A 19,676-nucleotide genomic window follows, 5' to 3' on the forward strand; every position below is an offset into this window, starting at 1 on the left:
TCCCCGCTTTTCGTCACCGGACGCCCGAACGATCGGGCGTCGGCCGTAGGACTGGTACTCCATACGGCGGCTTGGTCAGCAGCGGCCCTCACGGGCCGTTTCTCGTCGAAACGCGTCGAGCGCGCAGCGGCGGCGCCGGCGGCGAGAGCCGACCGGTGAGGACGGGGGTTGCGTCAGTCGGTCGTCAACAGGTCCTCGAGGTACCGCCCGACGTGGTCGTCCATGCGCCGCTTGAACCCGGCTTGCCGCGCGAGCCGGTCGAGCTCGCGGGAGACGTAGGTGCCGTACTGGACCGCTTTCTTGTCGGCCGTCCGGACCGACTCCGGCACGCGCCCGGCCGCCGCCCGCCGGAGCGCGACCTTCCGCTCCCCGTCGCTCGCGAGCAGCTCACCCGGCAGCGCGAGCGCGGCCGCGACGACCCGGTCGTCGAGCAGCGGCGCGACCGGCTCGACCCCGGCCGCGCGGAGCGCGAGCACGTCGCGTTCGAGCTGGTCGGGGAGCGTCCGGACGGTCTCGGTCCGGGCGCCCCGCACGGTGTCGGCCGCGACCCGGTCGTCGGTCGCGGGATCGACGACCTTGCTGTACCCGCCGAACAGCTCGTCGGCGCCCTGTCCGACTGCGAGCCGGTCGATCCCGTCGGCGGCGGCCGCCTCGCCCGCGAGGTACAGCGGCACCGCGATCGCGAGGTCCATCGGGTTGCGCCGCTCCGTCGCGTCGGCGACCTCGCGGACCGCGCGCAGCAGCTCGCCGTGGGTGATCTCGACGACGCGCAGGTCGCGGTCCATCGCCGCGGCCGCCTCGCGGGCGGCCGCGACGTCGTGACACCCCTCGAAGCCGGCGACGTAGCAGGGCGCGTCCGGGTCGCCGGCCGCGACGAGTCCGGAGTCGACGCCGCCGGAGAAGGCGACCGCGAGCCGGCCGGACCCCCCGGATCTCCCGAGGCCGCCGGACTCCTCCGCGAGCCCGCCGAGCGCGGCGTCGACCGCGGCGTCGACCGCCGCCTGCGCGGCCTCCGGCTCGGCCGGCGGTCCGTCGGGAAGGGTCCAGACGCGGTCGACCCCGGCGGCGGACGCGACGCTTCCCGCCGGGACCGGAACCGGGTCGTCGAGGGCGGTCCGGTCGAAGCCCCACGCGCCCGGATCGATCGGTGCGCGACCGCTTGCGGCGGCCGAGTCGCCGCCGGTCGCCGAGTCGATCGCCTCGCGCTCGGCGAACAGCGGCTGGCGGCCGAGCGCGTCGCGAACGAGGACCGGTCCGTCGCGGGCGGGCGGGTCGGCGAGCAGCCCCGCGAATCCGCGCCCGCCGGGGAGGGGATCGCCGTCGCTGAGGGCGTCGCGGACGCGGGCGGGAGGCGCCCCGCGCAGGTCGGTGGGCGAGGAGCCGGCCATCGTGGTCAGCGGAGCGCGTTGAGCGCGCGGAGCGCGCGGCGCTTGGCGCCGCCGCCGAACTGGCGGAGCGAGACGCGCCACGGGGTCCGCTTCCCGACGACGCTGGTCCGGCCGTCGCGGATCGCGGAGAGGATCGCGTCCGCCGTGGGCTCGTCGGCGTCGACCTCGGTCACGGCCTGCCCGACCATCTCCGAGATGTGGGCGTCGCTGCCGGCGGTCATCGGGATTCGGTTCCGGAGCGCGAACTTCTCCGCCTGTCGGTTCGAGCGCCCCGTGAACAGCCGGGAGTTGTACACCTCGAGGGCGTCCGCGCCCGCGAGCTGCTCGTCGGTGATGTGGGCGGCGACGCCGTGGCGGGACTTCTGGAAGGGGTGGGGGACGACCGCGATCCCGCCCTGGTCGCGGATCCGGTCGAGCGTCTCGTCGAAGGGGAGCCCGCTCTCGACGCGCTCGTCGATGCCGAACGCGAGCACGTGGCCGACCGCGCAGGTCACCTCCATGCCGACGATGCCGACGAGCCCGTAGTCGGGGGCCTTCTCGGCCGCCTCGAGGCTGGCGTCGATCTCGTCGTGGTCCGTGACGGCGAGCGCGTCCAACCCGACCGCCGCCGCCTGCTCCAAGAGCAGGTCGATCGGGTCGCGCCCGTCGTAGGACAGCGCGGAATGCGCGTGGAGCTCGACCGATAGCACGCCTCCCGTTTCGGTAGTCGTCTTAAAAAGCGCCCCGGTCCGCCGACGCCGTCAGTCCGAGCGCCGCGCGTGTCTCCGGCGCCGGCGACGTGGTGGTTAAAACCCAGCGCGGCGGCGCGCCTCCGAGCGGCCGCCCTCGGCGGTCGCGAGGAGCCCGCGAGGGAGTCGGTGGTCCGGAGCGAAGCGGAGGACCACCGACGAGGCTGGGGAGGCGTGAGGTGCGGTTGCGGGTGGGACTCAAAGGGGCAGCTGCGAGGCGGGCGCAGGCGACGTAAGCACCACAGGGAGCGAGCAACGCGAGCGACCGAGGAGCGCAACGAGCGTGCGCCCGCCTCGAAGCTGGGGCTTTGGAGGAGTTCGCCGTCGATCAGTCGTCAGCGACGTATAGCCGAGCGGCTGGGCGTATGCAGGCGATCACCGCCGATCCGAGCGAGGTCATTTATAAACAAACGAACCGATTTCCGGCAAAAGAGTCCAACAGCGCACTCTCGCCGACTCTCGTTCAGAACGCGCTCTCGCCGACCGTCTCCCGGTAGGTCCCGGTGCCGCGGTGGGCCGTCTCGTCCCACGTCTCGACCGCGACGCGGACGCGGGTGTTCAGGGCGTCGTCGGGAGCGCCTTCGATTCGGAGCGTCGAGTCGCCGATGCGGGCGACCGTCTCGCCGCCCGCGTCGCCGGTGACCATCACCTCGATCACGTCGCCGGGCTCGTAGCTCGGGGTCGAACTCCGGAGCGACCAGCCGGCGAGGAACTTCTCGAAGCGGCTCATGCGCGCGACACCTCCTCGGAGATCCGGTCGGGGATGTACTCCCGCCCGAAGCCGGTGATCGCGGCCAGCAGGAAGACGATCACGAGGAACCAGCCGTGGAAGACGTACGGCACGACCTCGACCGGGTTGACGACCATCTCGGGGCCGTACTGCTCGCCGAGCCCGCCCGGTCCGACCATCACCTGATAGCCGACGAGGACGCCGCCGGCCCACGGGAAGATGTACCCGAGCGCCGAGGTGTTGGCGTCGAGGATGTTCGCGCGCCGGTAGCCGTTGATGTTGAACTTCTCGCCGATGCGCGCGATGTACGGCGCGATCGCGATCTCGGCGGCCGTGTTGATCGTGATCATCCCGTTGATCGTCGCCGTGCCGAGGACCATCGTCAGCTCCGCGCGACGGACGTTAGTCGCGACGGAGTCGAGCAGGAACTCCTGGATCGCCGCAAAGCCGCCGCCGCGGATCATGATCTGCGCCATCGCCACGATCAGCAGGGTCAACACGATGAGCGGGAAGAAGCCGATCGCCCCGGAGTAGAGGCTCCCGCCCACGCCCGCGGTCTCGCCGACCTGCACGAACGGGAGCGCGGTCGCGGGGGTGGGGTCGGTGGTCGTGAACACGAGGATGTCGGCGACCGACGAGAGTCCGAAGGCGAGGTTGAACGCGACGGCGACGATGAGCCCCCACGAGATGGCCTCGACGATGTGGCGGCCCGCGACCGCCGTCGCGATGACGACGCCCATCGAGATCAGGTGGACCAGCCCGGGCGCGGTCGCCGTTTCTCGAAGCGCGGCCGCGCCCTCCAAGCTCGCGCCCGAGAGGACCGATCCCATGATCAGGTAAGCGACGAAGGCGGGCACCGCGGCGAGGATCGCGTACTTGAACCGCGAGGCGACGACGCCGCCGATGTCGGCGTCCTGCGTCACCGCGCTCACGATCGTGGTGTCGCTCACGGGCGCGAGGTTGTCGCCGAAGACGGCGCCCGAGAGGATCGCGGCGAACAGCAGCACCGGGTTCGCGCCGATGAGGACGCCGGCCGGGAAGAACAGCGTCACGAACGCGACGGTCGCGCCGTACCCAGTCCCGATCCCGGTCGCGAGCAGGCCGCAGAGGACGAACGCGGCCGCGGGGAAGGTGGACGCCCCGACGCTCAGGGCGTCGGCGGCGAAGATGAGCCCCTCGACGAAGCCGCCGACCTGCAGCGTCTCGGCGAACATGCCGGCCCACAGCCACGCCACGATCGCGGTCGCGGCGACGCGCTGGGTCATCCCCTCGAAGATGGTGTCGGCGTACGTCTTCCAGTCGCCGCGCACGAGGAACATCCCGAGGATGGTCCCGACGAGCGCGCCGATGACGAGGCCGTTCGTGTCGCCGATGCCGAGGACACCGCTCTGGACGATCGCCCAGAGGATGAAGAAGGCGATCGGTACCGTGCTCGCCCACTTGCCGCCGTAGAAGCTGATCCGGGGCTCGTTCGGCTCCGCCGACTCGTCGCCGAATCCGCCGTCGGCGACGGGCCTCCGGTCGCCGGGCGACCCGCGGTCGCTCTCGGGCGGGGCGTCGTCCGGTCGTTCGCCGTCAACTCGATCCGCCGAATCGTCGTCTGGTGGGCCGGTCATATGTCTCTCCTACGCAGGCGGTGACAGACGACCCACCTAAAGCCTCGTTTTTCGCGTCGGCCGTCCGACAGTCGATCGATTTCGGCCGGGAGGCGGCGCGAGTCACAAGAACACGCTTAAGAGCCCCGACGGCGACAGCACGAACGGGAACAGCACAGCTGCAGATCCGACTCGCCGGGGCCTCTTTCGCCCGCGGCTTGGGAATGTAGCAGTGCACCGACGCCTCCGGCGTCGCGGCTCGGGCCGATCCGCTCGCGCGGACCGCCCCCTCGGACCCGCTCGACGCGAGCGGCCGACAGCCGCGCCGCGCGGAGTCGCGGTCACGTTGTGGTTGTGCCGTTCCAATTTCAGATAATGGCACGAATGCACACGCGCCGTCGCGGTTCGTCCGGTTCGGACAAGCCGGCGACGGACGAGAACCCGGAGTGGAGCGACGTCGACGCCGAGGACATCGAGTCCCGCGTCGTCGAACTGGCGGAGCAGGGCCACGACCCCAGCGTCATCGGCCTCAAGCTCCGTGACGAGGGCGTCAAGGGCGTTCCGGTGCCCGACGTCAAGCTGGCGACCGGCAAGAAGCTCACCGAGATCCTCGAGGAGCACGACGCCGCCGACGACTACCCCGAGGACCTCCGCAAGCTGATGGAACGCGCCGTCCGCCTCCGCGAGCACATGGCGGAGAACGATCAGGACCACCAGAACAAGCGCGCGCTTCAGAACACCGAGTCGAAGATCCGCCGCCTCGCGAACTACTACCGCGGCGACGAAATCGACGAAGAGTTCACGTACACGTACGAGCGCGCCGCCGAACTGGTCGGCGACGAGTAGCGACGACGTCAGTAGCGACACCGACGAACAGACGCGCAACCGAAGACGACGCGCAACCGAAGACGACGCGACACGCGACACACACGACGAACAATCCACGACCCGCGAACCGCCCACGACCGCACTCGACACGCCACAAAATGACCGAAGCGACGTCCGCCACGCCCGCCCCCGACGCCCTCGCCGACGTCCTCGCAGACGCGCCGTTCGCCCGGCTCGTCGCGACCGACGACGGCGACGCGCTGGCAGCCGCGGGGCTGCTCGCCCGAGCGCTGCGAGCCGTCGGCACGCCGTTCCAGGTCCGAGTCGCCGCCGACCCGGTTCCCGACGACGCCGACGACGGCGTCGCGGTGACCGTCGGCGCCGCGCGCGGCCCGCACGCGATTTCGGGCGCCGGACGCCCGGCGAGCACGGACGCGTTTGCGGTCTCGCGCGCGCTCGGCGTCGAGCCGGACCCCGTCGTCGCCCTCGCGGGCGTCGTCGCGGCCGGCTCCGTTCCCGGCACGGACGGCTCGGGCGACGCGCTCGACGCCGCCGAGGCGTCCGACCGCGTCCGCCGACGGCCGGGCGTCGCGATCCCGACCGCGGACCTCGCGGACGGGCTCGCGGCCTCGACGCTCGTCCGGACGCCGTACTCCGGCGACCCCGAGGCCGCGCGCGCCGCGCTGGCGGAGCTCGGGCTCCCGGCCGACCTCGACGACGACGCCCACCGACGCCTCGCGTCGCTGGTCGCCGTCGACGTCGCCGACGCGGACGGCGCGAGCGCGCGAGCGGCCACGGCGGTCGAGCGCGCGCTCCGCCCCTACGCGACGGACGGCCCGTTCGAGACGGTCGGCGGCTACGCCGACATCCTCGACGCGCTCGCCCGCGAGGCCCCCGGCACGGGGGTCGCGCTGGCGCTCGACGCCGACCCGAGCGACGACCTCCGGACCGCCGCACTCGACGGGTGGCGGTCGCACGGGCTGGCGGCGCACCGCGCGCTCGACGCCGCGACGACCGGCCGATACGACGGCTGCGTCGTCGCCCGCGTCGACATCGCGGGAGGCGACCGTCCGGACGAGGGCGACGCCGACGACGGCGACGCCGCGCGCGACGCGGCCGCCGTCCTCCCGACCGTCGCCCGGCTCGTCCGCGACTTCCGGTCGCCCGAGCCGGTCGCCATCGCGGTCGACGAGTCGGCCGGTCGGCTGGCCGCGGCGGCGGTCGAGCCCCTCGGGCTCGGCGACGCCTGTCGGTCGGTCGCGACCGCGACCGGCTGGGGGACCGCCGAGCGCGGCGGGCTCGCAGTCAGGGCGAACGAAACCAACGGCGGTATCACGGGCGCGCTCGCCGCGCTCAGGGAGGCGCTATGAGCGGGGAGTCCGCCCGGGGCGACGGGGCGACCCGGACGGCGACCGTCCGGACGACTCACGCCGACGCCGCCCTCGTCGCCGCCGCGCTCGCCCCGGACGAGACCGACTCGATGGCCACCCGCGTCGACGGCGACGCGATCGAGTGCGCCGTCGAGCGGCCGACGACCGGCGGGCTGCGGTCGACCGTGGACGACCACGTCGTGAACCTGCGCGTCGCGGACCGAATCGTCGAGCGCGCGAGGGCGCACCTCGCGGCCGACGACGGAGGGCGCCGCTCCGACACCAACGGCGACACCACCAACACATGAGCGAACGATCCGTATCCAAGAGCAGAGAACAGAAGCGCTGGTACACCGTGCTGGCGCCCGAACAGTTCGACCGGCAGGAGCTCGGCGAGACGCTCGCCGAGGAGCCCGACCAGGTCGTCGGCCGCACGATCACGACGACGCTCGGCGAACTCACCGGCGACTCCGGCGCGAACAACACCAAGCTGACCTTCAAGATCACCGACGTCGGCAGCGACACGGCCTACACCGAGTTCATCACGTACGAGCTCACGCGGGACTACCTGCGCTCGCTCGTCCGCCGCGGCGCCTCGAAGGTCGAGGCGTCGATCACGGTGCTGACGACGGACGACTACCGCATCCGCGTCCAGCCCGTCGCGCTGACGACCAAGAAGGCCGACCGCTCCCAGGAGAAGGCGATCCGCCGCGTCATGATCGACAAGGTCCACGCGGCCGCCGAGGAGCGCACCTTCGAGGCGTTCGTCGACGCCATCGTCGAGGGGAACCTCTCCTCGGCCATCTACGGCGAGGCGAAGCTGATCTACCCGCTGCGCCGCGTCGAGGTCCAGAAGCTGACCCTCGAGGCGCGTCCGCGCGAGGTCGCCGCCGAAGAGGAGACCGCCGTCGACGTCGACGCCGACGAAGTGGCCGTCGACGCCGACGAGTAACGCCTCGTCGAACGCGCCGACGCGACTTTTCCGTTTATCAGCCGCGTAGCGGCGGCATCGCTGTGAATTCCCGCGAGCGAAGCGGACGCGACGGTTCTATTTATAAATAGAGACCGTAAGAAGTCGGTGCGAATGCGGTGGCGCGTGCCTCCGAGGCCGCCTCGCGGCCGAGGAGCGCGCGCGAGGGAGTCGGTCGCCCGGAGCAACGCGGAGGGCGACCGACGAGGCTGGGGAGGCGTGAGGTGCGGGGCGGCGCTGTGCGGGGTGGGACTCAAAGGGGCAGTCGGGAGGACGGCGCAGGCGACGGAAGCACTGGAGGGAGCGAGCAACGCGAGCGACCGAAGCGCGCAACGAGCGTGCGCCGTCCTCCCGACTGGGGCTTTGGAGGTGTTCAGCGCCGATCTGTTGTCAACAAAGTATACCCGAGCGGGTGGGGCTTTGGAGGCCGTCACCGACACATCTGCGATACGCTATTTATAAAACGCCACTCACTCTACTGATCGCGTCAACTGCCGTCGATACGGCTCGAACCCCTGTTTCTCGTAGAACGCCATCGCGCGCTCGTTGTCGACGTCGACGTCGAGCCGCAGCCGGCCGCAGCCCTGCTCTCGCGCGTCGCGCTCCGCGCGCTCCATCAGCCGGTCGGCGAGCCCGCTCCCGCGGTGCGCCTCGGCCACGTAGAGCTCCCCGACGACGAGCCGGTCCGGGCGGTCGAACGGGTCGGGACACTCGTCGACGCTCGTCAACAGGAGGCCCGTCAGCTCCAGGTCGGGGTGCGTAATGGCCGCGGTCGCGGGGTCGACATCGGCGTCGTCGGAAGCCGTCGCTGCCACCCACCCGCGGTCGCCCGCTTCCTCGAGCCGGGTCCGGGTGAACGCGACGTTGCGCTCGACGAACCGCTCGTCGGGCCAGTCGGCGAGCGCGTGCGCGTCGACCCGCTCGGCGAGCTCGCGGTGATAGGGGAGCCACAGCTCGGCCGCGTAGCGGCGGAGGGCGTCCTCGACGGGCGGGAGGCGTCGGATCTCCACGCGGCCGACTGCGTCCACGCGGCTTAAAAAGGCTGCCGTGGCGTGCGGGTCGTCCGCAACCCCCGATATCCGGGAGACGAAAGCTTGAAACGCCGTTCGCCCGACCGAACGAGTATGGAACTGCGGGTCATCGAGAAGACCGACACGGAACTCCGCATCGAGATCGCCGGCGAGGACCACACGTTCATGAACGTGCTGAAGGGCGTCCTCCTGGAGACGGACGGCGTCGCGGCCGCGACCTACGACATGAACCCCGAGCAGTCCGGCGGCCAGACGGAGCCGGTGCTGACGGTGAAGTCGGAGTCCGACGACCCGCTCGACCTGCTCGCGGACGCCGCCGAGGCGATCACCGACCGGACGGGCGCGCTGCGCGACGCCGTGCAGGCGGCCTGAACCGAGGCTCAACCGGAGCCGCCGAGCGACTTTTATACGCTCCCACGCCCTCGCGAGCCGCTCGGCCGGCCGAACGAGGGGCATACCTAAGTGCCAACTCCAGAAACGGGGTGGTATGCCACCGAGCGTACTCATGCTGGGATGGGGATACCCGCCGAACATCACCGGCGGGCTCGACGTCCACGTCGGCGAACTGTTCTCCGGGCTCCGCGACGACCTCGGGGTGGAGGCCACCCTCGTGTTGCCCGCGGAGTTCGCGCCGGACGACGAGCCCGGGCTCGAACCCGTGGAGACGGGCGACGGCGACGTCGCCGCCCGCGTCGAGCGACTCAGCGACCGGTTCGCGGAGCTGGCGCCCGACCACGACGTGATCCACACGCACGACTGGTTTGGCTACGCGCCGGGGCGACAGGCCGCCCGCGCGTCGGACGCGACGTGGGTCTCGTCGTTCCACTCGCTGGCGAGCGACCGCAACATCGACCCGCCCAAACGCGAGGTCGAGACCGAGCGCCGGCTCGCGAACGCCGCCGACACGAACATCGCCGTCAGCGAGATCGTCCGCGGCGACATCAGGGAGCTGTACGACGCCGACTCCCGGGTCGTCTACAACGGCTTCTCGACGCCGGAGTTCTCCGGGAAAGACATCCGCGAAGACCTCGGTATCGACGGCGAGATGCTGTTTTTCGTCGGCAGACACACCGACCAGAAGGGAATCTCCCACCTGCTGTACGCGATGAAGAAGCTCCGCGGCCGCGACGTCACCCTCGTCGTCGGCGGGTCGGGCCACCAGACCGAGCAGCTGAAGCGGTTCGCCGAGCTCCTCGGCATCGACGACCGCGTCGAGTTCGTCGGCTACGTCCCCGAGGCGGAGCTCGGCGACTACTACGCCGCGTCGGACGCGTTCGTCTCGCCCTCGTACGCGGAGCCGTTCGGGATCACGATCACGGAGGCGCTGGAGGCGGGGACGCAGGTCGTCGCGACCCCCGCGGGCGTCGCCGAGGTGCTCCCCGAGGGCTGCCTCGTCGAGGTCGAGGTGGACTCGGAGTCGATCGTCGACGGGCTCATCGAGGCGCTCAACCGCGAGGAACCTCCGCAGTACGAGCGCCGCGAGTGGCTGGACGTGGCGGAGGACACGCTGGAAGTGTACGAAGACGTCGCGTAGAGGCCGACGCTCGGTCCGACCGCGTACCCGGTTCTACTCCTCGTCGGCGCGGTACACGTCGAACTCGGTCGCCGTCTCGGGATGGCTGATCCGGAATCCCTCGGCCGTCTCGACCACGCCGCGGGTGCTGCCGGAGCCGCCGCCGTACGGGCTCTCCTCGCCGTCGACGCCGCTCCCGCCCTGATACGGCGAGGTGTACGGCGACCCCGAGACGGGCTCGTCGAACCCCTCCGGCGGGAGGTAGATCCGCTCGCCGCCCGCGGACCGAACGACGACCGCGATGTCTCGAGTCCCGGTGACGTCGATAACGGTTCGCTCCCCGGTGACGCGCGCGTCGACATCGATCTCGTCCATGCCCCACGTTGCGGACGGGGACGGTTTAGCACTACCGGCCGTCGCGGAGCGGCGGACCGGCCGCGTCGCCGCGCGCGCCGCGATCACCCCGGTGGTGAATCCTTTTGTGCGGTCGCGTCGAAGTCGATTCCGATGGACGTCAACAGCCATGCCGAGGAGCTCGCCTCCGACCTCGGCGTCGACAAAGAGGAGGTCAAAGCCGACTTAGAGAACCTACTGGAGTACAGCGTCCCGATCGACGAGGCGAAACAGAGCGTCCGCCGGAAGCACGGCGGCGGTGGCGGCGGCTCGACGCCGACCCCAGACGCCGTCGACGTGGGCGAGATCACCACCGACCACGACGGCGTGACGGTCACGGTCAAAGTGCTCACGCAGGGAACGCGGACGATCCGGTACCAGGGCGATGACCTCACGATCCGCGAGGGGGAGATCGCCGACGAGACGGGCGTCATCTCCTACACGGCCTGGCAGGACTTCGGGTTCGAGCCCGGCGACTCGCTGACGATCGGCAACGCCGGCGTCCGCGAGTGGGAGGGCGAGCCCGAGCTCAACCTCAACGACTCCACCACCGTCGCCATCGCCGACGAACCGGTCGAGGTCGACCGCGAAGTGGGCGGCGACCGGAACCTCGTCGACATCAGCGCGGGCGACCGCGGGCGCAACGTCGAGGTCCGCGTGCTGGAGGTCGACGAGAAGACGATCTCCGGACGGGACGGCGAGACGGAGATCCTGGAGGGCGTCGTCGGCGATGCGACCGCCAAGCTGCCCTTCACGGACTGGCAGCCCCGCGCCGAGTTGGAGCCGGGCGCCGACCTCCGGATCGAGGACGTGTACGTCCGCGAGTTCCGCGGCGTCCCCTCGCTCAACCTCACCGAGTTCTCGGCGGTCACGCCGCTCCCCGACCCCGTCGAGGTCGCCGAGGACGCCCCCCGCCTCTCGATCGGCGAGGCGGTCGCCTCGGGCGGGATGTTCGACGTCGAGGTCGTCGGCAACGTCTTAGAGATCCGGGACGGCTCCGGGCTCATCGAGCGCTGTCCCGACTGCGGCCGCGTGGTCCAGAACGGCCAGTGCCGGAGCCACGGCGACGTCGACGGCGAGGACGACCTCCGCGTGAAGGCCATTCTGGACGACGGCACCGACACCGTCACCGTCGTGCTCGACGACGAGCTCACCGCCGAGGTGTACGGCGGCGGGCTCGACGACGCCCTCGACGCCGCGAAAGAGGCGATGGACAAGGAGGTCGTCGCCGAGGAGATCGCCGACTCGCTGGTCGGGCGCGCGTACCGCGTCCGCGGGAACCTCTCGGTCGACGACTACGGCGCCAACCTCGACGCGAGCGAGTTCGCGCTCGCGGACGACGATCCGGCCGACGCCGCCCGCGCCGCGCTCGCGGAGGTGGGCGAATGAGCGACGACGGGCCGGGCGCCCGCGAGGTCGCCCACCGCGTGTTCGCCGCCGAGTTCGACGACGCCTCCCTCTCGTACTCCGAGAGCGACGAGGAGCGCGCCCCGAACTACGTCGTCACGCCGACCGGCGCGCGCGTGAACCGGCTGTTCGTCGCCGGTGTGCTCACCGAGGTCGAGCGCGTGAACGACGAGACGCGCCGCGGCCGGGTCGTCGATCCCTCCGGCGCCTTCGTCACCTACGCCGGCCAGTACCAGCCCGAGGCGCAGGCGTTCTTAGAGCGCGCGGACCCGCCGTCGTTCGTCGCGCTCACGGGGAAGGCGCGCACCTTCGAGCCGGAGGACTCCGACCGCGTGTTCACTTCCGTCCGCCCCGAGAGCCTCAACGAGGTCGACGCCGACACCCGCGACCGCTGGGTCGTCTCCGCCGCGGAGGCGACGCTCGACCGCCTCGCCGTCTTCGCGAAGTCGCTCGACTCGGACCTCCGCGGCGACGAGCTCCGCGCGGCCCTCGAGTCGGGCGGCGCGCCCGCGTCGCTGGCGGCGGGAGTCCCGAAGGCGATCGCCCACTACGACACCTCGACGGCGTACGTCGAGGCGGTCCGGCGGCTCGCCGTCGACGCGCTGGAGCTGATCGCCGGCGACCGCGACGAGGTCCGCCCGCTCGACCTCGCTCCCGACGCGGGCGACGACGCGGCGATCGGCGCGCTCCCTGAGACCGACGTAACGATCGAGGCGCCGACCGGAGCCGCGGCGCCGGGGGACGGCGTCGAAGCCGCCCCCGATTCCGAGACCGAGGCGACTGCCGGTGCTGAGGCCGAAACGGCCGACGATACCGAGGCCACGGCAGACACTGACACCGAGGCCACGGCAGACACCGGAGCGACTGCGGATCCCGACGCCGAGGCCACGGCAGACACCGGAGCGACTGCGGATCCCGACGCCGAGGCCACGGCAGACACCGGAGCGACAGCGGATCCCGACGCCGAGGCCACGACAGACACCGGGGCGGCCGCGGCGGTCGACGCCGGCGGCGACTCCGAATCTGGTGGAACGACCGAGACTGCCGAGGGCGACGCGGTCGACGGCGCCGGGGAGCCCGCAGCGGACGACGGAGACGGCGGACTCGGCGACTTCGAGACCGGCGGCGACGACCTCGACGCAGCGGACGACATCGGCACCTCCGAGGGAACCCTCGACGCCACCGGGGGAGACGACGACGCTGTCGTCTCGGCCGAGCCCGACGATGTCGACCCCGACGATGTCGACCCCGACGACATCGACCCCGCGGCCGACGAGATGTACGAGCTCGACGAGGAGGAGCGCGAGGAGATCGAGTCCGAGTTCGGCACCGACTTCGCGACCGGCTCGGAGGTCGACGAGCCCGGCGAGGCTGACATCGACGTGCCGGACCCAGAGGAGCTGCAGGAAACGCCCGAGGACGCGGCAGCTACCGACATCGACGCCGACGCTGCCGAGACGGTCGACACGAGCGACGACTCCGCCGGATCGGACGTCGACGACGGCGCGGACGAAACACCCGACGAGGCCGCCGACGTCGACCTCGAAAGCGCCGTCATCGACGCGATGGGCGCGCTCGACGACGGCGACGGCGCCGACCGCGAGGCGGTCGTCGACCGCGTGGTCGCCGAGCACGGCGTCGCCGACGACGACGTGGAGGACGCGATCCAGGACGCGCTGATGAGCGGGAAGTGCTACGAGCCCGGCGACGGGGTGCTCAAGCCGATCTGATGGCGTCGGGCGCGTCGCCGAGCGTCGAGCCGGTCGTCGGCGAGCCGGCCGCAGTGGCCGACCTCGGCGGTGAGCGCGCGCTGCTCGTCGCCGACGTCCACGCCGGCATCGAGGTCGGCCTCCGCTACGAGCGCGGCGTCGAGCTCGACGATCGAGCGGACGAGCGCCGCGAGCGGCTCTGCGACCTCCTCGCGGAGACCGGCGCCGACCGGCTCGTCGTTCTCGGCGACCTCGCGCACCGTATCGCGGCGCCCGAGGGCGAGGAACGCGAGGAGCTGAAGGCCCTGATCCGAGCGGTGACCGACCGGGTCCCGATGACGCTCGTCGAGGGGAACCACGACGCCGGCGTCGCCGAGGCGTTCGCCGCCGATCTCGACGTGATCGGGACCGGTGGGGGCGTGCTCGACGGTGGTGAGGGCGACGACGACAGCAGAGCCGAGACCGGCGGCATCGGCGTCTGCCACGGCCACACGTGGCCGGACCCGGCGCTCCTCGACGCCGACGTGGTGTGCATGGGCCACGAGCACCCGCAGGTGCGGCTGGAGGACTCCGTCGGCGGCTCCCGCGTTGAGCGCGCGTGGCTCCGCGGACGGATCGACCCGGGGGCGTTCGTCGAGGGAGGGGATCCGGACGCGATCGGCGCCGGAGACCCGCCCGAACTCGTCGTCTTCCCCGCGTTCAACGAGCGCTCCGGCGGGACGTGGATGAACGTCGACGGGCAGTCGTTCCTCGCGCCGTTCCTCCCCGACGCGCTCCCGGCGGGCGACGCGTACCTGCTGAACGGGACGCGACTGGGCGATTTCCGACGTATCTGAGGGCGGGAGCGTTTTCTCCCGCGGGACGAAACGGAGTCTATGGTCACCGACCGCGCGCCGACCGAGATCGACGAGGCGGGGTGGCACTGGCTCCGGGTCAAACACGTGACCGGGTTCCCGCGGAACGCCCGCGACGGCTACTTCCCGAGCCACGGCGTGACGCGGCCGGCGGCGACGACGGAAGCGGACCTCCCGGCGGTCGACGAGGATCGGGACGGGGCGCTCCCGGTCGACGCCGAGACCGTCGCCGACGCGGACCGGCTCGCCCTCGAAACGACCTACTTGAGCGGGAAGTGGCTGATCGAGCGCCCGCCGGAGGCGGTCGACGACCTCTGGGAGGCGGTCGTCGAGGACGTCGCGGCCGAGCGGTTCTGGGACGCGAAGGTCTCGACTCGCGCGGGCTGCGAGGCGTTCGGCGAGACGGAGCACGCCGTGCTCGTGTTCACGCCGAACTACTTCGACCGCGAGGACGTCGACCGGGTCCGACGCCGGCTCAGAGAGGTCCACGGCGTGACCGAGGCGATCCGGTACCGGCCCGACGTGTACACCCTCGACGGGGTCCACCGAGAGACGCTCGGCGAGCTCACCGACTCGGAGGCGTCGCGGTTCCGGGACTGAGCGGCGTTTAAAAACGGGTCGCCGCGTTACTCGACCGGTCGGAACCGGAAGCCGTCCCAGTCCTGGCTCTCCGGCTCGCGGATCCCCGCGCCCGGTTCCCTGAGGTCGTCGGCGTAGACGGGTTCGACGCGGTCGCCGATGTCGACGTCGACGTCGCCCGACTCGTCGGTGTCGTCCGAATCGCCGCGCGGCGCGACCTGCCCGAGCGCGCGGACCACCGGCCCGTCGTAGTCGTCGCCCATCTCGAACTCGACGATCGCGAGGGTGTTCGGCTCGCGGACGCCCGGGGGCGTCGCCGTCGACGTCGTCCACGTGACGACGCGGCCCTCGTGCTCGCGGAGGTCGACCGTGCCGACGCGCTCGGCGCCGTTCGGGCTCACGGTGTGCGGCGGGTAGGTGACCGTCCCGTCCGCGTACTCGGCGGCCTCGAACGTCGGTTCGGCGCTGTTCGACCCGTCGGCTCCGGTGTCGGTCGTCTCCGTGGTCTCGTCGCTCATTGGCTTCCCTCCAGGATCGCGGTGGTCACGCAGTTCCCGAACCCGCCGACGTTGCAGGCGAGGCCCGTGTCCGCCTCGACCTGCCGCGGACCGGCGTTGCCGGTGACCTGCTCGTATATCTCGTACACCTGTGCGACGCCGCTGGCCCCGAGCGGGTGCCCCTTCGATTTGAGCCCGCCGGAGGTGTTGATCGGGAGCTCCCCGTCGCGGTCGGTGACGCCCTCCTCGACGGCCTTCCACCCCTCGCCCTTCTCGAAGAAGCCGAGGTCCTCGCTCTGGAGGAACTCGAGGATGGTGAACATGTCGTGGAGCTCCGCCACGTCGACGTCGTCCGGGCCGATCCCGGCCATCTCGTAGGCGATCTCCGAGGAGTCGACGACCCCGCCCATCGTCGTCGGGTCCGCGCGCTCGTGGACGACGTGCGTGTCGGTCGCGCCGCCGATCCCCGATATCACGGCGTACTCGTCCTCGGGGACGTACTCTTCGGCGACCGACTCCGGGCAGAACACCAGCGCCGCGGAGCCGTCCGTGATCGGACAGAAGTCGTACAGCCGGAGGGGGTCGGCGACGATCGGCGAGTCGAGCACCGTGTCGAGGTCGACCTCCTTCTGGAACTGGGCGTGGGGGTTGTCCACGCCGTTCCGGTGGTTCTTCACCGCGACCTTCCCCAGGCTCTCGCGCGGCGCGTCGTACTCGTCGAGGTAGAGCCGCGCCGTGAGCCCCGCGAAGGATGGGAGCGTGACGCCGTGCTTGTACTCGACCGGGTGCGTGAGCGACGCGATCACGTCGGTCGCCTCCGACGTCGTCCGGTGGGTCATCTTCTCGCCGCCGACGAGCATCGTGAGGTCGCTCGCGCCGGAGGCGACCGACTGCCACGCGGCGTACACGCCCGCGCCCCCGGAGGAGGAGGTCTGGTCGATCCGGGCGGTGTACGCAGGCGTGGCCGCCAGGTCGTGGGCGAGCGCGTTCGGGACGCCGGTCTGGCCCTCGAACTCGCCGCTGGCCATGTTCGAGACGTACAGGTGGTCGATGTCGTCGCCGTCGACGCCGGCGTCGCCGAGCGCGGCCGCGCCCGCCTCGGCCAGCAGCTCGCGCACCCAGGCGTCGCGCTGCCCGAACCGGGTCATCGACGCGCCGATGATCGCTACGCGTTCCATACCCGTGCGTCCACGGCGCCCGCCTAAAGCGTATCTCTCTGCGGTCGGCGGGACGGGGGGGAGTCTCCCCGCCGTCACTCCGCGCGCCGGCCCGCGTGACCGGGGTAGTCGCGCTCGAACCGCGACCCGATCTCGTCGCGGTCGAGCCGGATCACGACCGGGCGCCCGTGCGGGCAGGCGTACGGGTTCTCGCAGGCGTCGAGCCGGTCGAGCAGGTCGACGACCCGCCCCTCGGTCAGCGAGGTGTTCCCGGTCACGGAGGGGTAACACGCCAGGTCCGCGAGCAGCTCGTCGACGACGTCGGTCACCGGCTCGTCGCCCGCGGTGGCGTCGCCGACGAACGCCGAGAGTACGTCCCGGAGGATCTCCGGGTCGAGCGCGGCGTCGAAGACGGCGGGAACCGAGCGGACGGCCACTTCGCGCTCGCTCGCGCGCTCGGCGCGGAACCCGATGTCGGCGAGGTCGTCGGCGAAGTCGTCGAACAGCGCCGCTTCGCGGGCGGTCAGCTCGACGCGGACCGGCTCCGCAAGGGCCTGCGCGTCGGCGCCGTCGGCGAAGGCGGCCTGCAGGCGCTCGTAGTTTACCCGCTCGTCAGCCGCGTGCTGGTCGATCAGCACGAGTCCGTCCGGGGCCTCCGCGACGACGTACGTCTCGTGGAGCTGCCCGAGCACCCGCAGCGGCGGGAGGGAGTCGTACGTTCGCTCCGCGGCCTCCGTCGTGTCGCCGGCGAGGGTCCGCTGGGCGGTCGCGGTCGAGCGCGGCGGGGATCCCGACGCTCGCCCCTCGTCCGACTCGGCGGCGACGTCGTCTGAGACTTGACCGGAGTCCGTGACCGGGCCGGAATCGGCGTCACGCGCGGAGTCGTCGGCGACGGCCTCGTCGGCGACGGCCTCGTCGGCGACGGCGGCTCTCGAGTCGTCGAACCGATCGAGTCCGTCCGCCCTCTCAGCGTCGGTCCCGGCCGCGGCCGCGCGTCCGTCGTCGTCTCCCTCACCACCCTCGGCCTCGTTCGGAGCCGACTGCCAGCTCCGCGGCGACGGGCGGTCCGCAGTCGCGGCGTCCGGGTCGGCCGGGGACGGATCCGGGTCGGCCGGGGACGGATCCGGGTCGGCGTCGTCCGATCCCACGTCACCGACCGCCCACGCGTCCTCGTCGGTCGGGTCCAGTTCGGACGCGCCGGCTTCGGCACTCCCGCCGGCCTCGTCGTCCCCGCCGACCTCATCGCCCCCGCCGGCCTCGTCGTCCCCGCCCTCGCGGTCGCGGAGCGCCGCGCGCTCGTGGTCGGTCCCGGAGCCGCCGACGGCCTCCGATCCCGGGTCCTCGGGGCTGATCGCCGTCTGGTCCGGGGCCGACTGCCCTCGCGGCGCGGTCGAGCGGATCAGCCCGTGGTCGAGCAGGGCCGACGCGACCGCCTCTTCGACGGCGTCGCGCACGGCCGGCTCCTCGTCGAAGCGGACCTCGAGCTTGCGCGGGTGGACGTTCACGTCGACGTCGCCGGGCGGGACCTCGACGAACAGCACGGCGAACGGGTAGCGGTCGGGGGCGAGCTGGCCGCCGTACGCCTCTAACACCGCCTCGCGAAGCGCGCTCGCGGTGACGTACCGGTCGTTGACGTAGGTGGCGAGGTACTCGCGGGTCGAGCGCGTCGTCTCCGGGTGCGAGACGAGACCGGTGACGCGGCGGACGGGCGGGTCGGGTTCCGAACTGTCGGGTTCCCACTCCACGTCCACCATCGCCTCCGCGACCTCGCGGCCGTACACGGCCAGCACGGCCGACCGGAGGTCGCCGTTCCCCTCGGTCGCGAACGTCTCGCGGCCGTCGTGCTCCAGCGAGACGGCGACGTCGGGGTTCGCGAGCGCGTAGCCGGTGACGACCGTGTTGACCCGGTCGAACTCGGTGCTCGTCCGCTTGAGGAACTTCTTGCGCGCGGGAGTATTATAAAAGAGGTCCGCGACCTCGACGGTCGTCCCCTCGGGACAGCCCGCGGGTCGGACCTCGCCGACCTCGCCGCCCTCGACGGTGATCTCGGCGCCCGCCTCGGCACCCGGCGGGCGCGACCGGACGGTGAGCCGCGAGACCGCGCCGACGGTGTACAGCGCCTCGCCGCGGAAGCCGAGGGTGCCGACCCCGCGGTCGAGGTCCTCGATATCGCCGATCTTCGAGGTGGCGTGCTCCGCGACGGCGGCCTCCAGCTGGTCGGCCGGGATCCCCACGCCGTCGTCGCGGACGCGGACTCCCTCGGTGCCGCCGGCCTCGACCGAGACGGCGACCCGGCTGGCGCCCGCGTCGAGGCTGTTCTCGATCAGCTCCTTGACGACGCTCGCCGGGCGCTCGACGACCTCGCCGGCCGCGATGCGCTGGACGGTGCGCTCGTCCAACCGCTCGATGTTCGGCGGCTCCATTACTACTCTCCGGTCGGACGAGCGCGCACTTGAAGCCGTTGTCGGCGACGGCGACGTGGGGCGGGTGACATGTCAGACAGCGACGCTATTTATAAATGAACCGACGGTGCGGTGGCGCGCGCCCGTGAGCGGCCGAAAGGCCGCGAACGGCGCCGCGCGAGGGAGTCGGTCGTCCGGAGCAACGCGGAGGACGACCGACAGTGCGAGAGCGAAGCTCTCGCTTGCAACCGGACGTAGTCCGGTGACGAGGCTGGGGAGGCGTGAGGCTGCGGTTGCGGTGCGGTTCGGGGTGGGACTCAAAGGGGCAGCCGGGAGGGCGACGCACGGCGACGGGAGCAGCGGGGCGCTACGCGCCACGGGCAGCCGGCGGCAAAGCCGCCGGCGACCCCACAGCGAAGGAGCGGTAGCGACTGAGCGAGGAGCGTGGTTCGAGAGAGCAAAGCTCTCTCGTCATCACGAGACGCCGAAGGCGTCTCGAACGACACCGAGCCGCGCGAGTCCTCA

At 71.9% G+C, this 19,676-nt stretch carries 19 protein-coding genes; 10 read left to right on the forward strand and 9 right to left on the reverse strand.

The annotated features are described in order from the left end of the window. Nucleotides 1-173 precede the first annotated feature (173 nt). From Hrr1229_RS03150 to Hrr1229_RS03165, 4 genes are all read right to left on the reverse strand, one after another. Complete coding sequence (locus Hrr1229_RS03150; protein WP_123114240.1) at nt 174-1,388, reverse strand: asparagine synthase-related protein; 1,215 nt, start codon at nt 1,386-1,388, stop codon at nt 174-176. Between the two features lie 5 nt (nt 1,389-1,393). Continuing rightward, nucleotides 1,394-2,077 carry a PHP domain-containing protein gene (locus Hrr1229_RS03155; RefSeq protein ID WP_123114239.1) on the reverse strand — a complete coding sequence of 228 codons (684 nt, stop codon included), beginning with the start codon at nt 2,075-2,077 and terminating at the stop codon, nt 1,394-1,396. 502 nt (nt 2,078-2,579) lie between these two features. Continuing rightward, the gene (locus Hrr1229_RS03160) at nt 2,580-2,846 is read right to left on the reverse strand and encodes a hypothetical protein (protein ID WP_123114238.1); all 267 of its coding nucleotides are present in this window, start codon (nt 2,844-2,846) and stop codon (nt 2,580-2,582) included. Continuing rightward, nucleotides 2,843-4,462 carry a Na+/H+ antiporter NhaC family protein gene (locus tag Hrr1229_RS03165; protein WP_123114237.1) on the reverse strand — a complete coding sequence of 540 codons (1,620 nt, stop codon included), beginning with the start codon at nt 4,460-4,462 and terminating at the stop codon, nt 2,843-2,845. Before Hrr1229_RS03165 ends, Hrr1229_RS03160 begins: the two co-directional genes overlap by 4 nt. A 354-nt stretch (nt 4,463-4,816) precedes the next feature. Between Hrr1229_RS03165 and Hrr1229_RS03170 the strand changes: the two genes are divergently transcribed. From Hrr1229_RS03170 to Hrr1229_RS03185, 4 genes are all read left to right on the forward strand, one after another. Then, nucleotides 4,817-5,287 (forward strand): 30S ribosomal protein S15, encoded by a 471-nt coding sequence (locus tag Hrr1229_RS03170; RefSeq protein ID WP_123114236.1) that lies wholly within the window; start codon nt 4,817-4,819, stop codon nt 5,285-5,287. 140 nt (nt 5,288-5,427) lie between these two features. Further along, nucleotides 5,428-6,639, forward strand: a complete 1,212-nt coding sequence (locus tag Hrr1229_RS03175; RefSeq protein ID WP_123114235.1) for an exonuclease RecJ — start codon at nt 5,428-5,430, stop codon at nt 6,637-6,639. Beyond that, nucleotides 6,636-6,947, forward strand: a complete 312-nt coding sequence (locus tag Hrr1229_RS03180; RefSeq protein WP_123114234.1) for a KEOPS complex subunit Pcc1 — start codon at nt 6,636-6,638, stop codon at nt 6,945-6,947. Before Hrr1229_RS03175 ends, Hrr1229_RS03180 begins: the two co-directional genes overlap by 4 nt. Then, complete coding sequence (locus tag Hrr1229_RS03185; RefSeq protein WP_123114233.1) at nt 6,944-7,591, forward strand: 30S ribosomal protein S3ae; 648 nt, start codon at nt 6,944-6,946, stop codon at nt 7,589-7,591. Before Hrr1229_RS03180 ends, Hrr1229_RS03185 begins: the two co-directional genes overlap by 4 nt. 488 nt (nt 7,592-8,079) lie before the next feature. Here the strand turns inward: Hrr1229_RS03185 and Hrr1229_RS03190 are convergent, their stop codons facing one another. Continuing rightward, the gene (locus Hrr1229_RS03190) at nt 8,080-8,619 is read right to left on the reverse strand and encodes a GNAT family N-acetyltransferase (RefSeq protein ID WP_123114232.1); all 540 of its coding nucleotides are present in this window, start codon (nt 8,617-8,619) and stop codon (nt 8,080-8,082) included. Between the two features lie 114 nt (nt 8,620-8,733). Here Hrr1229_RS03190 and Hrr1229_RS03195 point away from each other — a divergent pair, with 114 nt between their 5' ends. Beyond that, nucleotides 8,734-9,012, forward strand: coding sequence for a DNA-directed RNA polymerase subunit L (locus Hrr1229_RS03195; RefSeq protein ID WP_123114231.1), 279 nt, complete (start codon nt 8,734-8,736; stop codon nt 9,010-9,012). Nucleotides 9,013-9,145: 133 nt separating this feature from the next. Then, nucleotides 9,146-10,174, forward strand: coding sequence for a glycosyltransferase family 4 protein (locus tag Hrr1229_RS03200; RefSeq protein WP_123114230.1), 1,029 nt, complete (start codon nt 9,146-9,148; stop codon nt 10,172-10,174). 33 nt (nt 10,175-10,207) lie between these two features. On the opposite strand, the gene Hrr1229_RS03205 is transcribed toward Hrr1229_RS03200, so the two are convergent. Continuing rightward, nucleotides 10,208-10,528: a hypothetical protein gene (locus tag Hrr1229_RS03205; protein WP_123114229.1), complete on the reverse strand. Its 321-nt coding sequence runs from the start codon at nt 10,526-10,528 to the stop codon at nt 10,208-10,210. Between the two features lie 132 nt (nt 10,529-10,660). Between Hrr1229_RS03205 and Hrr1229_RS03210 the strand changes: the two genes are divergently transcribed. From Hrr1229_RS03210 to Hrr1229_RS03225, 4 genes are read left to right on the forward strand one after another with little or no spacing between them, the layout of a single operon-like run. Beyond that, on the forward strand, nt 10,661-11,935 hold the full coding sequence (locus tag Hrr1229_RS03210; protein WP_123114228.1) for a Single-stranded DNA binding protein: 1,275 nt from the start codon (nt 10,661-10,663) through the stop codon (nt 11,933-11,935). After that, nucleotides 11,932-13,683: a hypothetical protein gene (locus tag Hrr1229_RS03215; RefSeq protein WP_123114227.1), complete on the forward strand. Its 1,752-nt coding sequence runs from the start codon at nt 11,932-11,934 to the stop codon at nt 13,681-13,683. The genes Hrr1229_RS03210 and Hrr1229_RS03215 overlap by 4 nt, the downstream gene beginning before the upstream one ends. Continuing rightward, a complete protein-coding gene (locus Hrr1229_RS03220) occupies nt 13,683-14,498 on the forward strand; it encodes a metallophosphoesterase (protein ID WP_123114226.1) in 816 nt (271 codons plus the stop codon). Before Hrr1229_RS03215 ends, Hrr1229_RS03220 begins: the two co-directional genes overlap by 1 nt. Nucleotides 14,499-14,537: 39 nt before the next feature. After that, a complete protein-coding gene (locus Hrr1229_RS03225; RefSeq protein WP_123114225.1) occupies nt 14,538-15,116 on the forward strand; it encodes a putative phosphothreonine lyase domain-containg protein in 579 nt (192 codons plus the stop codon). A gap of 26 nt (nt 15,117-15,142) precedes the next feature. Here Hrr1229_RS03225 and Hrr1229_RS03230 read toward each other — a convergent pair whose 3' ends face one another. From Hrr1229_RS03230 to mutL, 3 genes are all read right to left on the reverse strand, one after another. Then, complete coding sequence (locus Hrr1229_RS03230; protein ID WP_123114224.1) at nt 15,143-15,613, reverse strand: hypothetical protein; 471 nt, start codon at nt 15,611-15,613, stop codon at nt 15,143-15,145. Then, nucleotides 15,610-16,770, reverse strand: coding sequence for a thiolase family protein (locus tag Hrr1229_RS03235; protein WP_123114223.1), 1,161 nt, complete (start codon nt 16,768-16,770; stop codon nt 15,610-15,612). Before Hrr1229_RS03235 ends, Hrr1229_RS03230 begins: the two co-directional genes overlap by 4 nt. 74 nt (nt 16,771-16,844) lie before the next feature. Continuing rightward, nucleotides 16,845-19,172, reverse strand: coding sequence for a DNA mismatch repair endonuclease MutL (mutL, locus tag Hrr1229_RS03240; RefSeq protein ID WP_123114222.1), 2,328 nt, complete (start codon nt 19,170-19,172; stop codon nt 16,845-16,847). Between the last annotated feature and the right edge of the window lie 504 nt (nt 19,173-19,676).

Origin of the sequence: Halorubrum sp. CBA1229, assembly GCF_003721435.2 — an archaeon.
In the GTDB taxonomy this organism is placed as follows: domain Archaea; phylum Halobacteriota; class Halobacteria; order Halobacteriales; family Haloferacaceae; genus Halorubrum.

Coding starts and splice junctions, on each gene's coding strand:
- Hrr1229_RS03225 (WP_123114225.1), top strand. CDS start 14,538: ATGGTCACCGACCGCGCGCCGACCGAGATCGACGAGGCGGGGTGGCAC.
- Hrr1229_RS03165 (WP_123114237.1), bottom strand. CDS start 4,462: ATGACCGGCCCACCAGACGACGATTCGGCGGATCGAGTTGACGGCGAA.
- Hrr1229_RS03220 (WP_123114226.1), top strand. CDS start 13,683: ATGGCGTCGGGCGCGTCGCCGAGCGTCGAGCCGGTCGTCGGCGAGCCG.
- mutL (WP_123114222.1), bottom strand. CDS start 19,172: ATGGAGCCGCCGAACATCGAGCGGTTGGACGAGCGCACCGTCCAGCGC.
- Hrr1229_RS03200 (WP_123114230.1), top strand. CDS start 9,146: ATGCTGGGATGGGGATACCCGCCGAACATCACCGGCGGGCTCGACGTC.
- Hrr1229_RS03150 (WP_123114240.1), bottom strand. CDS start 1,388: ATGGCCGGCTCCTCGCCCACCGACCTGCGCGGGGCGCCTCCCGCCCGC.
- Hrr1229_RS03210 (WP_123114228.1), top strand. CDS start 10,661: ATGGACGTCAACAGCCATGCCGAGGAGCTCGCCTCCGACCTCGGCGTC.
- Hrr1229_RS03185 (WP_123114233.1), top strand. CDS start 6,944: ATGAGCGAACGATCCGTATCCAAGAGCAGAGAACAGAAGCGCTGGTAC.
- Hrr1229_RS03175 (WP_123114235.1), top strand. CDS start 5,428: ATGACCGAAGCGACGTCCGCCACGCCCGCCCCCGACGCCCTCGCCGAC.
- Hrr1229_RS03170 (WP_123114236.1), top strand. CDS start 4,817: ATGGCACGAATGCACACGCGCCGTCGCGGTTCGTCCGGTTCGGACAAG.
- Hrr1229_RS03180 (WP_123114234.1), top strand. CDS start 6,636: ATGAGCGGGGAGTCCGCCCGGGGCGACGGGGCGACCCGGACGGCGACC.
- Hrr1229_RS03205 (WP_123114229.1), bottom strand. CDS start 10,528: ATGGACGAGATCGATGTCGACGCGCGCGTCACCGGGGAGCGAACCGTT.
- Hrr1229_RS03235 (WP_123114223.1), bottom strand. CDS start 16,770: ATGGAACGCGTAGCGATCATCGGCGCGTCGATGACCCGGTTCGGGCAG.
- Hrr1229_RS03195 (WP_123114231.1), top strand. CDS start 8,734: ATGGAACTGCGGGTCATCGAGAAGACCGACACGGAACTCCGCATCGAG.
- Hrr1229_RS03215 (WP_123114227.1), top strand. CDS start 11,932: ATGAGCGACGACGGGCCGGGCGCCCGCGAGGTCGCCCACCGCGTGTTC.
- Hrr1229_RS03160 (WP_123114238.1), bottom strand. CDS start 2,846: ATGAGCCGCTTCGAGAAGTTCCTCGCCGGCTGGTCGCTCCGGAGTTCG.
- Hrr1229_RS03230 (WP_123114224.1), bottom strand. CDS start 15,613: ATGAGCGACGAGACCACGGAGACGACCGACACCGGAGCCGACGGGTCG.